At 72.1% G+C, this 14,507-nt stretch carries 13 protein-coding genes and 5 pseudogenes; 3 read left to right on the top strand and 15 right to left on the bottom strand.

The genetic code is table 11. From position 1 onward, the window contains the following. Window positions 1-3: 3 nt before the first annotated feature. From ACFWR9_RS09935 to ACFWR9_RS09925, 3 genes and pseudogenes are all read right to left on the bottom strand, one after another. Window positions 4-1,053: pseudogene (locus ACFWR9_RS09935) on the bottom strand (GNAT family N-acetyltransferase); the annotation flags it as partial. Between the two features lie 113 nt (window positions 1,054-1,166). Beyond that, window positions 1,167-1,535, bottom strand: coding sequence for a hypothetical protein (locus tag ACFWR9_RS09930; protein WP_383838295.1), 369 nt, complete (start codon window positions 1,533-1,535; stop codon window positions 1,167-1,169). Window positions 1,536-1,753: 218 nt separating this feature from the next. Continuing rightward, complete coding sequence (locus ACFWR9_RS09925; RefSeq protein ID WP_383838292.1) at window positions 1,754-2,518, bottom strand: hypothetical protein; 765 nt, start codon at window positions 2,516-2,518, stop codon at window positions 1,754-1,756. Between the two features lie 331 nt (window positions 2,519-2,849). On the opposite strand from ACFWR9_RS09925, the gene ACFWR9_RS09920 reads away from it, so the two are divergent. Beyond that, a complete protein-coding gene (locus ACFWR9_RS09920; RefSeq protein ID WP_003978336.1) occupies window positions 2,850-3,053 on the top strand; it encodes a cold-shock protein in 204 nt (67 codons plus the stop codon). A 94-nt stretch (window positions 3,054-3,147) separates the two neighbouring features. On the opposite strand, the gene ACFWR9_RS09915 is transcribed toward ACFWR9_RS09920, so the two are convergent. The 3 genes and pseudogenes from ACFWR9_RS09915 to ACFWR9_RS09905 form a co-directional block, all read right to left on the bottom strand. After that, complete coding sequence (locus ACFWR9_RS09915; protein WP_383838288.1) at window positions 3,148-3,981, bottom strand: alpha/beta fold hydrolase; 834 nt, start codon at window positions 3,979-3,981, stop codon at window positions 3,148-3,150. 57 nt (window positions 3,982-4,038) lie between these two features. Continuing rightward, on the bottom strand, window positions 4,039-4,854 hold the full coding sequence (locus ACFWR9_RS09910) for an SAM-dependent methyltransferase (protein ID WP_383838285.1): 816 nt from the start codon (window positions 4,852-4,854) through the stop codon (window positions 4,039-4,041). A 359-nt stretch (window positions 4,855-5,213) separates the two neighbouring features. Continuing rightward, window positions 5,214-5,465, bottom strand: a pseudogene (locus ACFWR9_RS09905) (response regulator transcription factor); the annotation flags it as partial. 4 nt (window positions 5,466-5,469) lie between these two features. Here ACFWR9_RS09905 and ACFWR9_RS09900 point away from each other — a divergent pair. After that, window positions 5,470-5,805: pseudogene (locus tag ACFWR9_RS09900) on the top strand (transcriptional regulator); the annotation flags it as partial. Here the strand turns inward: ACFWR9_RS09900 and ACFWR9_RS09895 are convergent. The 7 genes from ACFWR9_RS09895 to ACFWR9_RS09865 all read right to left on the bottom strand — a co-directional run bounded on the left by ACFWR9_RS09895 (window position 5,788) and on the right by ACFWR9_RS09865 (window position 12,853). Further along, window positions 5,788-6,981, bottom strand: a complete 1,194-nt coding sequence (locus tag ACFWR9_RS09895; RefSeq protein ID WP_383838282.1) for a YncE family protein — start codon at window positions 6,979-6,981, stop codon at window positions 5,788-5,790. The pseudogene ACFWR9_RS09900 and the gene ACFWR9_RS09895 sit on opposite strands and share 18 nt — an antisense overlap. After that, window positions 6,978-7,628, bottom strand: coding sequence for an ankyrin repeat domain-containing protein (locus ACFWR9_RS09890; protein WP_383838279.1), 651 nt, complete (start codon window positions 7,626-7,628; stop codon window positions 6,978-6,980). The genes ACFWR9_RS09895 and ACFWR9_RS09890 overlap by 4 nt, the downstream gene beginning before the upstream one ends. A gap of 167 nt (window positions 7,629-7,795) precedes the next feature. Continuing rightward, on the bottom strand, window positions 7,796-8,449 hold the full coding sequence (locus ACFWR9_RS09885; protein WP_383838276.1) for a maleylpyruvate isomerase N-terminal domain-containing protein: 654 nt from the start codon (window positions 8,447-8,449) through the stop codon (window positions 7,796-7,798). A gap of 72 nt (window positions 8,450-8,521) precedes the next feature. Beyond that, window positions 8,522-9,628: an AI-2E family transporter gene (locus tag ACFWR9_RS09880; RefSeq protein WP_383838273.1), complete on the bottom strand. Its 1,107-nt coding sequence runs from the start codon at window positions 9,626-9,628 to the stop codon at window positions 8,522-8,524. A 69-nt stretch (window positions 9,629-9,697) separates the two neighbouring features. Then, entirely contained in the window at window positions 9,698-11,221 is a 1,524-nt protein-coding gene (gene glpK / locus ACFWR9_RS09875) for a glycerol kinase GlpK (protein WP_383838270.1), read from the bottom strand. Window positions 11,222-11,246: 25 nt separating this feature from the next. After that, on the bottom strand, window positions 11,247-12,092 hold the full coding sequence (locus ACFWR9_RS09870) for an MIP/aquaporin family protein (RefSeq protein WP_383838267.1): 846 nt from the start codon (window positions 12,090-12,092) through the stop codon (window positions 11,247-11,249). Window positions 12,093-12,235: 143 nt separating this feature from the next. Continuing rightward, a complete protein-coding gene (locus tag ACFWR9_RS09865; RefSeq protein ID WP_383838264.1) occupies window positions 12,236-12,853 on the bottom strand; it encodes a TetR family transcriptional regulator in 618 nt (205 codons plus the stop codon). Between the two features lie 81 nt (window positions 12,854-12,934). Here ACFWR9_RS09865 and ACFWR9_RS09860 point away from each other — a divergent pair. Beyond that, window positions 12,935-13,069: pseudogene (locus tag ACFWR9_RS09860) on the top strand (short-chain dehydrogenase); the annotation flags it as partial. A 28-nt stretch (window positions 13,070-13,097) separates the two neighbouring features. Here ACFWR9_RS09860 and nadE read toward each other — a convergent pair. Further along, the gene (gene nadE / locus ACFWR9_RS09855; protein ID WP_383838261.1) at window positions 13,098-13,928 is read right to left on the bottom strand and encodes an ammonia-dependent NAD(+) synthetase; all 831 of its coding nucleotides are present in this window, start codon (window positions 13,926-13,928) and stop codon (window positions 13,098-13,100) included. Between the two features lie 114 nt (window positions 13,929-14,042). Continuing rightward, a pseudogene (locus tag ACFWR9_RS09850) lies at window positions 14,043-14,497 on the bottom strand (hypothetical protein); the annotation flags it as partial. Window positions 14,498-14,507: the final 10 nt, after the last annotated feature.

Below are 14,507 nucleotides of genomic sequence, written 5' to 3'. Positions count from 1 at the left end.
CGCCCGGGCCGCGGTGCGGGCCAGCCGCGGCCGGTCCCGCACGAAGCGCCGGGCGGCCCGCACCGGATCCCGCCGCAGCCGGTGGACGGCGCCGCCCGGACCGGGACGCACCACCGCACCCTCGTACACCCGCAGGTCCCGCGTCTTGAACGACTCCTTGTAGCGGGCGGGCCCACTGCCCAGGTCCACCGTCTCGACCCCGTCCGCGGCCGCCGCCTCCAGCATCCGCAACAGCAGCAGAAGCCCGGGGGAGTACTTGCCGTACGCGCGGTCGTACGCCGGGAACCACCAGGACAGGACCGTGGGCGAGCGCAGCCCGAAGTGGGCGGCCACGGGCCGGCCGCCGGCGTGCAGCACCGACAGCACGCCACGGCACCCGGGATCCTCGCTCCGGGCGAGCAGCTCCACCAGCCCGGTGATCCAGGTCTGCGCGAACCGGTCGCGCCGGCCCGTGCGCCGGTACTGCGCGGACTTCCAGAGCATGAGCGTCCGCAGGGCCGCGGGGTCCGGTTCGTCGTACACGAAGCGGAGTTCGCCGGCCTGCCGGGCGAGTCTTCGCTCCTTTGCGAGGGTCTGCTTCAGGAAGCCGGGCGACCCGGCGCGCAGGGCCCGCGCGTACCGGCCGAAGCCGTCACCCAGGTCGACGACCGGCGAGGCCAGCTCCTCGGCGGTGTGCGGCAGGAACATGTCCTGGCCCGACTCCAGGTTGTCGAACTCCCAGGACGACAGCGAACAGGCCCGCAGCAGCGCGCGGGCGTCGAGACGGATGCCGTCCCGCAGCACGGCGCCCTGGCTGTCCGACACCCCGAGTCCGATGGCCCGCCCCTGGCCCGCGACGCCCCGCTCGTACGGGAAGTACCCCACCGGGACGCCGTCCTCCCGCAGGACCGCCACCTCGGCCCGCGGCCTGACCAGCCCCACGGCCGTGGTGAACGCCGGGTCCAGGAACGGGTTCGCCGGTGCTCGGGAGGCGGCCCTGATCTCCCGCCAGATCTTGTGGTCGTCCGCGCCGAGCCGCCCCGGCCCGATCACGTCGATGCGCTTACCGGACACGCGCCTGCCTCCTGCGTCGTCGGAACTGAGGACACGCGACGGCCTGCTGGACACCGCGTTGCGGCGGGCGGTACTGGGGCCGCGCGGCGCAGGCCTGCTCGGTACCGCCTCGCTCAGCAGCGAAACGTCTGGAGTGCGGCCACGCCCCGGGCACCCCCGTCGGTCACCCGCCCGCGGACCGGACACGGACGGCGGGAGTCCGTCCCGTCCTGCCGGGCGGCGTTGACGCGTGCCGGGGCGCGGGCGGCGTCCCCGTCGTCGGCACCCGCCGTGCCCGCGGCCCTCGGCGAGCGGACGGCGACCTGACGGCGCGAGGAGTCCTCCTCGCACGGGCCGGATTCCCCGGCGGTGTCGGCCACCACGGCGACCGTGACCACGGCACGGTCCGCGGACGGCTCCGCGAGCGCGGGCGGCCGGGGGGCGAGGAGATACAGCAGCGCCCACGCCAGCAGTACTGCCGCCGCTGCCCGTCGACGCCGCACTGTCGGACTCCTGACCTCAGTCCCGGCCGGGGCGGACTACGGGCCGACATTGGTCCAGTCCCCCGAATACGCCCAGTTGGGTCTCCAGTAGGCCGATCGTGCTCCGTCCCGTCAAGACCGCACCGTCCGAACCGGCACGTCCGGACGGGCCCGGGGACGTCGTGCTCCGTTGCCTCTCGCACCGGGCGTCTACGCGGGGTGGACGCGAGCGGGCTGCGCTACCGCGCCAGGACCTCCCGCGGGCCCATGACGACGACCGGCTCCTTGTCCGGGTCCACGGCGGTCAGCAACGCACGCATGTGCTCCTCGCTCAGGGACACGCAGGCGTTGGTCGGCCCGTCGTGGTCCACGTGGATCCAGACGCCGCCGCCCTTGTCCTCACCCTGGGGGCGGGTCAGGTCCAGCGGGGTGGTGCCGGGCACCCGGTTGTAGTCGATGGCGATCACGTAGTCGAAGGACCCCTCCAGCGGCTCGTTCAGATGCCCGGTGCCCGACACGGCGAACTCCGGGTCCTGGTCGTACGGGAGCAGGCTGCCCGGGTCCGGCAGCCGGCCGCCCGCGTCGCTGAGCCCGAAGACACCGATGGGCGAGTGCAGGTCGCCCGCCTCGTGGTCGTCGGTCCAGCCGCGCAGTCCGTTGTGCGCGGGCCAGGGACCGGCGACCGCCCGCCAGCCCTGGGCGGGATACCGCTCGTAGAGCACCGCCTGCGCCTGCGACGACGTCTCGGTCTCGCCGGTGACCACCAGGGCCTGCCGCGTGCCGCCCGGGAGGAGGTCCCGCATGACCGGCCCGACCCCGGGGAGCGGGCGGGGGAAGCGGCGTGGGGGGCCGGGGCGGGGGGACGTCGGCTGTGCCGTTGAACTGCCGGGCGTGAGCGCGTCCTGCAAGGAGGCGTCCGCTTGCTGCCGGGCGCAGCCGGTCCCCAGCACGCCGGTGCACATGACAGCGCCGATCACCAGGGCCAGCGCTTTCCTGACGGTCATATCGATCTCCGACTCCGTGGGTGGACTACTCATAGCTAGACCACTTACGGAACCGGGGTGTCCGCTCACCCCGCCGTCTCCCTCGGATGGCGCAGAGGGGACCCGCGCGGCAGCCGTTTTCGGGCCCCCGTACGCAACATCGTTCCCGCTCACACCCCTTACTCACTGGTGGGGCTCGGACATGCCGTGTAGCGTCAGCAGCAGATGTCGTGGTTCGCCCAGACCGCCCGCCCCGGAGTGCGGGCGGTTTGCTGTGCAATGCCGGAGGACCAGGACGACCACCTCCGGGTTCGCGCGGTGCGGATCCGATAACGGCTGAAAGGCAAAAGGCATGGCCAGCGGAACTGTCAAGTGGTTCAACTCTGAAAAGGGCTTCGGCTTCATCGCGCAGGACGGCGGCGGTCCCGACGTCTTCGCGCACTACTCCAACATCAACGCCCAGGGCTACCGCGAGCTCCAGGAAGGCCAGGCCGTCACCTTCGACATCACCCAGGGCCAGAAGGGCCCGCAGGCGGAGAACATCACCCCCGCCTGACCCGGCAGACTGCCGAACAGGGCAGGGTGGCCGGAGACCTCTCGTCTCCGGGCACCCTGCCCTGTGGCATGCCGTCCGAACGGCACGCGAGCCCTCAGGGCACCTGGCGCAGGAAGTCGAGCAGTGCGGCGGTCAGCTCGGCGGGCGCGTCCTCCTGGACCAGATGACCCGCGTGGGCGATCGGCTCCCACCGCGCGCCGGGCACGGCGGCGGCGAGTTCGCGCCCCTTCGCCAGGGGAATCCAGGCGTCGTCCTCACCCCAGCAGATCAGCGTCGGTACGTCGATCCTGGGGTACCGGTCCTGGATCTCGTCGGTGTACCGCTGGTCCGCCTGGGCGATCTGCCGGTAGAAGGCCGGCTGTCCCGACTCGCCGAGCCAGGGCCGGACGAGCTGTTCCAGGACCGCCGGGTGCAGTCCGGGACCGCCCGTGGAACCCACGTACTCGCGCACCAGCGCCGCGTGGAGCGCCGGGGGCAGCTGCTCGAAGACCTCGGCGTGCTCGCGGACCAGCCGGAAGAACGGCGACCCCCAGGGCGCCAGCGCGACCGGATCGACCAGGGCCAGCGCCCGGTAACGGGCGTCGTGCAGCAGATGGGCCCGCAGCGCGACGGCGCCCCCGAAGTCGTGCGCGACCACCAGGGGCTCCGCGAGGCCCCAGTGGTCAAGGAGCTCGGTGAAGACCCTGCCCTGCGCCGCCAGTGACACGTCCTGGCCCGGGAACGTCTCCGACAGCCCGTAGCCGGGCATGTCCCACACGAACACCTGGTGGTCACGCGCCAGCGAACGGGCCACCGCACGCCAGACGTACGAGGAGAACGGCGTCCCGTGCAGGAGGACCAGCGGGCGCCCGTCCGGGGCGCCCAGCCGGTTCCAGCGGACGGTGCCCGAGCCGCTGCGGTACGACTCGGGCAGCTGCCATGCGGACATCGTGGTGCTCCTCTCGATCGGGCGCGCGGGGCCCGGCGACGGACGCCGGGCGTGGCATCACGGCTTACGCGCGAGACCGCCGTGTTCGCCGATGGGCTCCGGGGCGGGGCCGTCGGCCTCCGGACGCCAGAGGGTCACCGGGACCACGCCCGGCTCCACGAGCTCCAGACCGTCGAAGTATGCCGTGATCTGGCCGACGGTGCGCAGGATGTACGGCGCGGCACCGCTCTCGTTGTAGGCGTCCTGCGCCCGCTCGAACTCCGGGTCTGTGCCCCGCGAACCGTCGTTGACGGAGAGGTAGCTGCCGGACGGCAGGGCACTCATCAGCCGGGTGGCGATGGAACGCGCCCGGTCGTAGTCGGCGACGTGGCCCAGGATGTTGCTGAGGATGAGGGCGACCGGCCGGTCGAGGTCCAGGGTCTTGGCGGCGGCCGCCAGGACGGTGTCCGGGTCGAGCACGTCGGCGTCGATGTAGGCGGTCGCCCCCTCCGGGGTGGAGTAGAGCAGCGCGCGGGCGTGGGCGAGGACCATCGGGTCGTTGTCCACGTAGACGACGCGCGCCTCGGGCGCGAGGCGCTGGGCGACCTCGTGGGTGTTGTCGGCGGTCGGCAGGCCGGTGCCGATGTCGAGGAACTGCCGGATGCCCGCCTCGGCGACCAGATGGGTGATGTTGCGGCGCAGGAAGGCCCGGCTGCTGCGGGCGATGGTGACGATGCCGGGGAAGACGGCGGTGTACGCGTCGCCGGCCTCCTCGTCCACCGGGTAGTTGTCCTTCCCGCCCAGCCAGTAGTTCCAGATCCGGGCCGAGTGCGGCACCGAGGTGTCGATCTTCTGGTGTGCCGAGTGACCGGGCGTCGTCGCAGGGTCGTTCATGGTGGCGGTCCGTCTTTCAGCCGAGGCGTGGGTGCTTTCCCACAACCTACGTGGCAACGGCCGTTCCCCGTAGACCGGTTCACCGACGACACCGGCGCAACCGGGGGCTCCGCGCGGAATTCCGGGCGCGCGACGCCCGGGGCGGTCGTGCCTGGCTGTCGCGCCGGCGGCACGTACTCCCCACCGGCTCCGTCCGGTACCCGGCAGGAGCGTCCGATGACACCGTCCCGTCTGGTCCGAGCCGGTGCCGGGCTGCTGGTCGGTCCGACGGCGGGCGGACGGGCCCGGGCCGCGGGCCACCCTGGCCGACCACACGGCCGGCGACGCGGAGGATCCGTTCGTCGACATCGTCTGATGGGTCAGCCAGGAGGTTCTCCACCACGGCGCCGAGACAGCCCTGGGATGCCGCCCGCCCGCTCCACGAGGTCGCGGAGCTGCGAGCGGGCCGTGATGCCCAGCTTGGGGAAGCTGCGGTACAGGTGGGAGCCGGCCGTGCGCGGGGAGAGGAAGAGCCGCTCGCCGATCTCGCGGTTGGTCAGCCCGCGGGCGGCGAGCCCGATGATCTGCCGCTGTTGCGGAGAGAGCCCGGCCAGCGAGCCGGGGTCCGCGTCGGCCTTCTACGGCGACTGGGAGCAGGAGGCCCAGGCCACCGGTCGCCAACCTGCGCCAAGCGGCCGGGTTCGACCCGGACAGCCCACGGCCGCGCCGGCTGGTCGGCACCCTCACCGAGCACAGCGCGGACTTCACTCGCCTGTGGAACGCCACGCCGTACGCGGCAAGACCCGGGACGCCAAGAACCTCCGCCACCCCGAGGCCGGCGCCCTCGCCCTCACCTACCAGGCCTTCGACGTACGCGACGCGCCCGGCCAGCAACTCGTCATCTACCACGCCGAACCCGGCGGCCCGAGCGCCCAGACCCTCGACCGCAGTGGACTACTGGGGTTCACCCGCCCGGTTGTCCCCGAGGACCGCGATGCCCAGGGGACGCTCTCCCACGCGCAGACGCGTCACCCGGCCGGTGTCGGTGTCGACGACGCTCAGGCCGTTCCAGTAGCCGTCGCGGGTGAAGCCGCCCGAGACGTAGGCGGTGCGGCCGTCGGAGGACACGGCGACGGACTCGTGCGGACCGTCCAGGCCGATGACGCGTTCGTCCCCGTCGGGCGTGCGGACGGTCAGGGACGGTCCGTCGTCCTCGGACGGATCGATCGGGCCGGTCCCGACCGCGTAGAGCGTGCCGTCCGGACCGACCGTGACGCCGTGCTGGTGGGTGTTGGCGGTCATGTCCTCGATCCGGACTCGGCCGGTGCCGGGATCGACCACGGCCAGCCGTTCGCCCTCGAACGGCAGCAGCAGCGCCCCGTCGGACGGGCGTACGGCGGTGTAGTGGGGCTTGAGCCAGGAGCCGAGGCCGCCCTCCGTGCCGTACGGGGCGACCTCGACGCGGCGCGTCGACCAGTCGCCGACGTCGATGACGGTCACGTCGAAGGAGTCGTGGTTGGTGGCGTAGACGTGCCGGCCGTCGCGCGACACGTCCACGTCGAAGGGGCGGCGGCCGACCGGCACGGTCTCCGTCACCTCCCGCCGCCCGGTGTCCACGACCTCCAACGTGCCGTTGCCGCCCGGCACGTTGACTCCGACGTAGAGGCGGCCGCCGTCCGGAGAGAGAGCGATCCCCATGCCCCCGCCCCGGTACTCGCCGGTGGTCACGGGGCCGGTGCCGGTCCGGTAAGGGATCAGGGCGGTGCGCTCGCGGGTTCGCGTGTCCACCACGGCCACGCCTTCCGCGGTCGCCACCCACGCCGTGCCGTCGTCGCCGAGAGCGATCCCGTACGGGGCCGTCCCGACCCGCACCGAGCCCAGATCGGCCGCCGCGCCCCGTCGGTCGGGGTCGACGAAGGTGACGGTGTCGGCGCCGAAGTCCGTGACCAGCAGGGTGCCGTCGGAGGTGCGGGCCGATCCGGTGCCGGGGGCCGGCGTACGGTTGGGGGAGGACACCGACGCCTGCGGCGACGCCGGCACCGGAACCGGCACCGGCGCCGTGCCGTCGTCGGACGTCGTGCAGCCGGACAGCGTCGCCGTGACGGCGGCCAGCAGGGCCAGAGGGCCCGCGAGGGTGCGCCGTTTCATCGCCGCCCACCTTCCCCGTGCCCGTGGGCGCCGCTCGTCTCCGCGCGCCGCAGCAGGCCCGCCATCGCGTCGAAGCCCCTGCGTTCGGCGTGGGCACGCGCGGTGACACCGTCGCCGTCCGGCAGCCAGGGGTCGGCGCCCGCCGCGAGCAGGGCCGCCACCACGTCCTGGTGGGTGCCGTCACCGTCGCCGAGGATGACCGCTTCGAGGAGCGCCGTCCAGCCGAGCCGGTTGACGTGGTCGACGTCGATCGCGGTCTCGGCGAGCACCGCCCGTACGTACGCCAGGTGCCCGCGTTCACTGGCCGGGATCACCGACACGCCGCCGAAGCGGTTGGTCAGCGTCACGTCCGGGCCGCCGGGCAGCAGGGCCCGCATCATCGCCACGCTGCCCGTGACCCCGGTGACCAGCCAGGCGCTGTCCTCGCGCGCGTCCTGCGCGTTGACGTCGGCCCCGGCGGCGACCAGGAGCCCGGCGATCTCAACCCGGTCGGTGAGGGCGGCCAGCAGCAGCGGGGTGCGGCCGTGCTCGTCCCGTACCTCCGGGTCGGCGCCGGCCCGCAGTACGGCGCGCACGGCGTCGGCGTCGCCGCGAAGGACGGCGGACGGCAGATCGGGGCCCCCGGGGGTGGGTGTGGTGGCGGTCATGACGGGACAACTCCGCGGTGTCGGGGGCGAGTATCCCCAGCTTGACGCTTCACGGCGGCCACGCCGGTCGGCGCACCGGCTCCTTCCGGGTGGCCGGGCGGGGGACGGTCCTGTCGTCCGATCGGTTGACCCCGGACCGCCCCTCCGAGCGGTACCGGTGGCCCCCGTCAGCCCAGCGCGAAGGGGAGCCGCGCGGCGAGCCCGCCCAGCGCCGTCGTCTCCGCTGCGGTCGGCGCGCGCCGGCCCGTGCCCACCAGCAGCGCGTCCTCGTCGCCGAACGACGGGGGGAACTCCTCCCCGACGATCCGCTCCAGCAGCGCCCGCGCTCCGGCCAGTGCCTCGGCGGGAGGCGCGGCCGCGTCCGGAAGGTGGGCGACGAGATCGAGGTGGTGCAGCGTCCACTCCAGGACGTACGCCGAGAGGTAGTCGCCCGCCGTGAGCACCTGGTCCTGGGTCTCGACGCGGGCGGTGGGATCCGCGAGTCCGGCGGCGCGGCCGGCGGCCGAACCCACGTCGTCCAGATGGAACTTGAGCAGCCGCGGCTCCTCGTAGGCGGCGGCCAGCCGGACGGTCAGCGCGTCCAGCGGGTCGTCGCCCGTGGGGGTCTCGACGACGTTCCAGTAGGTCGCCGCGGACCGGGTCGGCTCCGCCGAGGCCGGGGTGGCCAGGGTGATCAGGACGTCCTGGGCGTCGATGACCAGGTGGCACACCAGGTCCCGGACGAGCCAGCCGGTGCAGCCGGACGGCCGTGCGAAGTCCTCGTCGGCGAGCTCGGCGACGGCGGTGCGCAGGGCCGACCAGGAGCTGGTGAAGAGATCCATGACCGCAAGCCAACAGCACCTGTGCCGCGGGGGCGACCGGTTTCCCGCCCGCCGCTCCCCCTGGCCGGCCGCTCAGACCCCCGCCGGCGCCGCCGGGGCCTGAGCGGGTTCCTCCGGTGGTTCGACGAGTTGCTCGCGCACGTAGTTCCAGACCACCGCGATCAGCGCGGCGATCGGCACGGCGAGCAGGCTGCCGACGATCCCGGCCAGGCTGCCGCCCAGCGTCACCGCCAGCAGGATCACCGCCGCGTGCAGACCGAGGCCGCGGCTCTGGATGATGGGCTGGAACACGTTGCCCTCCAGCTGCTGTACGACGACGATGATCGCCAGCACGAGCAGCGCGTCCGTCAGCCCGTTGGACACCAGCGCGATGAGCACCGCGACGAAGCCCGCGAACAGGGCGCCCACGATGGGCACGAACGCCGACACGAACGTCAGTACCGCCAGCGGCAGTACCAGGGGCACACCCAGGATCCACAGCCCGAGGCCGATGAAGACCGCGTCGAGCAGGCCCACCAGTGCCTGCGAGCGGACGAAGGAGCCCAGAGTCTCCCAGCCGCGCAGGGCCACGGCCGGGACGTCGGTGGCGAGCCGGCCGGGCAGCTGGCGGGTGAGCCACGGCAGGAACCGCGGTCCGTCCTTGAGGAAGAAGAACATCAGGAAGAGGCCCAGTACCGCGGTGATCAGACCGTTGACCACGGCGCTCACTCCCGTGGTCACGGCGGTCACCACGCTGCCGACGCTGTCCTGGAGGCGGGCCATGGCCGAGTCGAGCGCACCCGTGATCTGGTCGTCGCCGATGTTCAGCGGCGGACCGGCGGCCCACTCGCGCAGCCGCTCGATGCCCTCGACCACACCGTCGGTCAACTCCCCGGTCTGGGACGACATCGGCACCGCGATCAGCGCCACGATGCCGAGGACGGCCAGCAGGAACCCGACAGTGACCGTCGCCGCGGCGAGCGCGGGGCGCCAGCCGTGCCGGCGCAGGAAACGGGTCGCGGGCCAGGTCAGCGTGGTCAGGAGCAGACCGACTATCAGCGGCCACACGACCGACCACATGCGGCCGAGGAGCCACAGGGCCACCGCGAGCATGACGAGTATGAGCAGCGACTCGGCAGAGACGCGGGCGCCGGTGCGCAGCGCGGCGCGGGTCCTCGCGGAACTCAATCTGGCAGACATGGGGGTCACCCTATGGGCAAGCCCCGTCGTCTCCCGGCGTGAGGGTGTCCGCGCGGCCCCGCGCCGTGCTCAGCTCTCGGGGACCTTGACCCAGTCGAGGGTGCGCTCCACCGCCATCTTCCAGCCGGCGTAGCCCTCCGCGCGCCGCTCCTCGGACCACTGGGGCTCCCAGCGCCTGGACTCGTGCCAGTGCGTGCGCAGTTCGTCGGTGTCCCGCCAGAAGCCCGTCGCGAGCCCCGCCGCGTAGGCCGCGCCGAGCGCGGTGGTCTCGGCGACGACCGGGCGGCTGGCCGGGACGCCGAGGATGTCGGCCTGGATCTGCATGCAGAGGTCGTTGGCGGTCACACCGCCGTCGACCCTGAGCACGTCCAGGTGGACGCCGGAGTCCTGCTCCATGGCCACGACGACGTCGCGGCTCTGGTAGCAGATGGCTTCCAGCGTCGCCCGCGCCAGGTGCGCGTTGTCGTTGTACCGGGCGAGCCCGACGATCGCGCCCCGGGCGTCGGAGCGCCAGTACGGGGCGAACAGGCCCGAGAAGGCGGGGACGAAGTACATGCCCCCGTTGTCCTCGACGGTACGGGCCAGTTCCTCGCTCTCGGCCGCGGTCTTGATGATCTTCATCTGGTCGCGCAGCCACTGCACGGCCGAACCCGTCACCGCGATGGACCCCTCCAGCGCGTAGACCGCCGGGCTGTCGCCGAACTGGTAGGCCACCGTGGTGAGCAGGCCGTGCTCCGAACGGACCAGTTCCGTACCGGTGTTGAGGACCAGGAAGTTGCCGGTGCCGTAGGTGTTCTTGGCCTCGCCGGGCGAGAAGCAGACCTGCCCGACGGTCGCCGCGTGCTGGTCGCCCAGTACGCCGGTGATGGGAACGGCGGCGCGCAGCGGCCGGGAGGTCCGGGTCGTGCCGTACGCCTCCCGGTGCGAGGACGGGTTGATGGTGGGCAGCATGCTCCGCGGGATGCCGAAGAAGCCCAGCAGTTCGTCGTCCCAGTCGAGCGTCTCCAGGTCCATCAGCATGGTGCGGCTGGCGTTGGTCACGTCGGTGGCGTGGATGCCGCCTTCGGGACCGCCGGTCAGGTTCCACAGCACCCAGGAGTCCGTGTTGCCGAACACGGCGTGCCCCTGTTCCGCCGCCTCGCGGACACCGTCGACGTTCTCCAGGATCCACTGGATCTTCCCACCGGAGAAGTACGTCGCCGGGGGCAGGCCGGCCTTGCGGCGGATGACGTCGCCCTTGCCCGAGCGCTCCAGGTTCGCCGCGATGGCGTCGGTGCGGGTGTCCTGCCACACGATGGCGTTGTAGTACGGGCGGCCGGTGCGGGGGTCCCACACCACCGTGGTCTCCCGCTGGTTGGTGATGCCGATGGCCGCCAGGTCGCTGCCCGACAGGTTGCCGTTGCGCAGGGCGTTCTGCATCACCGAGTTGGTGCGCTCCCAGATCTCCACCGGGTCGTGCTCCACCCAACCGGAACGCGGGAGGATCTGTTCGTGCTCCAACTGGTGCTTCGCGACCTCGTTGCCGCCGTGGTCGAAGATCATGAATCGGGTGCTGGTGGTCCCCTGGTCCACCGCGCCGATGAAGTCCGCCATGGTTGTGCCGCCTCTCCGGCCGGTGTCAGCCTTCTGATGCCGGGACACGCCCCGGCGGTTCGGGCTCGGCGGTCGGCAGGAACCGGCCGACGAACACCTTGTACAGACCGGCGCCGAGCACGCCTCCGATCAGCGGACCGACGATCGGCACCCAGAAGTAGAGATTTCCGTACTGATCTCGCCACGCGCTCCCGTACCCGGTGAGGAAGCTGGCCAGCCGGGGGCCGAAGTCACGGGCGGGGTTGATGGCGTAGCCCGCGTTGGTGCCGTAGGCCATGCCGATGGCGACCACGATCAGACCGATGATGAAGGGGCCCAGATTCGCGCCCGGCGGGGTGTTCAGCATGTCCGTGACGGCCAGGATCAGCAGCAGCAGGATGGCGGTGCCGATGACCTGGTCGCGGAACGCGCCCCACTCGTGAACCGGGAGAGCGGTGTTCCCGTTGGCGGGGAGGGTGGAGAACACGAACTGCGTCTTGATGGTGTGGCCCGGGTCGGCCTTCGCCAGCGCTTCCGTGTAGTTCCATCGGACGATGAGGGCCGCCACGAAGGCGCCCGCCGTCTGGGCCAGCGCGTACGGGACCACCTTGCGCCAGGGGAAGCCCTTGAACGTGGCGAGGGCGAGGGTCACCGCCGGGTTGATGTGGGCCCCGCTCAGGCGCGCCGCCACGTAGACGCCCAGGGTGACACCGAGCCCCCACGCCCAACTGATGCTGTCGTGGTCTCCGAGGCCGCCCGCGGGGTCCGTGAGGGCCCCGCCCGCGACCACTTGGGCCACCACGCCGCAGCCGAAGAGGATGAGAATCATCGTGCCGGCGAATTCGGCCGACAGTTCACCGATCAGGCCGGATCTTTTGAGCCGCTCAGCCATGGAAGCTCACCTTCCGCCGGCGTGACCGGCTGTCGACTGTTCGAGCCATTCCTCGGACAGACTAAGGTCGCTTCCGGCAAACCGCACATAAGGGACAAGCGTGACGAGCGGTCACTTCGTACGCGGGCGCCGTGCGTTTCCTCTCACGCCTCCGAGTGGACGGCGTCGAGCGCCGGGGCGATGACGGCGAAGGCCCGCTCGGTCAGTTCCACGGGGTTCTCGGTGCCGTCGCTGTCGCTCCAGCGGTGCAGCACGGTGTTGAACGCGGTCAGCGCCATCCCCGCAGCCAGTTGGGGATAGAGGTCGACGTCCGGGGCGAGTCCCGGGCGGCGGGCCAGCTCCGCCGTCAGGTCCTCGCGCCACCGTCCCTGCCGCTCCAGGAAGCGGGCGTGCAGGGCGGGGGTGCGCAGAATCAGCTGGACCACTCGCAATGCTCTGTCCGAGTGATCGGCGCAGGTGGCGATGGGGACGGAAAGGGCGTTCCGCAGCGCCAGGGAGGGGCGTTCCGCGGTGGGGCGGCCGGCCAGCTCCCGGTGGATGCCGGCGCCCATGTCGGTCAGGAACTGAACGACCACGTCCTCCTTGGACGCGAAGTACCGGAAGAACGTCCTCTTGGACACTCCGGCGGTGCTCGCGATCTCGTCGATGGTGACCGCGTCGAACCCCTTCGAGGCCAGCAGCTGTAGAGCCGCCTCGGTCAGTTCGTCCGAGACGAGTTGACGTTTGCGCTGGGCCAGGCTGGCTTCGGGGCGAGTGTTCACCGGCTCATCGTAACTCCATGCCTCGCATGGCACCAAGTTGCTACGTTGACACTTAGTGCCATCGACGGCATGGTGAGCCACATGACACAGCAGCGACGTTGGACCGCCGAGCGGATCGCGGACCAGACCACACGGGTGTTCGTCGTCACCGGGGCCGGCAGCGGCCTGGGCCTGGCCACCACCCGGGCACTCGCCGAGCGGGGCGGACACGTGATCTCGCCCACGGCCGTCTGAGACCGGCCGCTCAGGGAGCGATCGGCAGCCTTCGCTTGTGGTCGGTCAGCCGGTAGCGGGTGACGATCTTCTGGAAGACCTCGTCCTTGACCGGCTTGCCCTCCAGGAAGTCGTCGACCTCCTCGTAGGTGACCCCGAGGGCGTCCTCGTCGGCCTTCCCGGGGTCGAGGGTCTCCAGGTCGGCCGTCGGCACCTTGCCCACCAGCTCGGCGGGCGCCCCCAGCCGGTCCGCCACGGCGCGCACACGGCGCTTGGTGAGGCCGGTCAGCGGGACCACGTCGGCGGCGCCGTCGCCGAACTTGGTGAAGAAACCGGAGACCGCCTCGGCCGCGTGGTCGGTGCCGACGACCAGGCCCTGGTGCGTCCCGGCCACGGCGTACTGGGCGATCATGCGCTGCCGGGCCTTGATGTTCCCGTGCACGAAGTCCTGGTGGTGGTCGTCGCGGAACGCCACGTCGGCGGCGAGCAGGGCATCGAGCGCCGCGTCGCTCGCCGGCTTGACGTCGACGGTGAGCACCTGGTCGGCCTGGATGAAGGAGAGGGCGAGCTGGGCGTGGTGCTCGTCGGCCTGGACACCGTGCGGCAGCCGCATGGCGTAGAAGCGCGCCTCGTGACCCGCGGCCCGGGCCCGCTCCACGGCGAGCTGGCACAGCCGGCCCGCGGTGGTGGAGTCGACACCTCCGCTGATGCCGAGCACGAGGGACCGCAGCCAGGTGGAGGTCAGCCGGTCGGCCAGGAAGGCCACCCGGCGCTCGATCTCCCGGTCGGCGTCGAAGGTCTCCGCGACCTCCAGTTCCCGGGCGATCTCCAGTTGCAGGGCGATGGACGCCGGCTCGCTCAATTCCGCTCCTCGTTCGATGTGCAGGGCCTCGGTCACTCACCCTACCGAGCGACACCCCGCGACCTGGAGCGGGAGATGCGGGGCGGCCGTCAGGGGCCGCCCTGCACGCTCGCGGGTCAGGTCAGCGGTTCCAGTCTTGCGGCCGCTGTCGTCGAAGCGGGCGGCACGGAAGACGATGTCGTACGTCTGCCAGGTCTCCGGGGCCGCCGCCGCGTTGGTGTCGGGCGCCTTCTTGAGACAGAGCGCCCCGGCCTCGTTGGTGTCCAGGGTGGTGTCACCGTAGGAGTCGAGGATCTGCGGAACTCCACGTGCAGCTTGAAGTCCTGGTAGGCGTCCTTGGTGCGAATGTCGCCGCAGCACACCTCCATCGACTTCTCCTCGGCGAGCGGCCAGGCCACCCGCCGCCCGTCCGTGTGCTGCCACTGCTGCTGCGAGGCCGCGGTGCCGTCGAACAGGGCGACGGGGGCGCCCTGCGGGTGCACGGTGACCAGGTCGAGGTTGACGTGGCCGGTGTCCCCGGCGTCGTACCGGTAGGAGACCGTGTTGTGGCCCGCGCGCAGCTTCAGCTTGATCTAGCGC

Origin of the sequence: Streptomyces sp. NPDC058534 (assembly GCF_042717365.1) — a bacterium.
Lineage (GTDB): Bacteria > Actinomycetota > Actinomycetes > Streptomycetales > Streptomycetaceae > Streptomyces.
The sequence above is the reverse complement of the archived record's forward strand: the minus strand, read 5'-3'. Positions and strand labels throughout refer to the sequence as shown.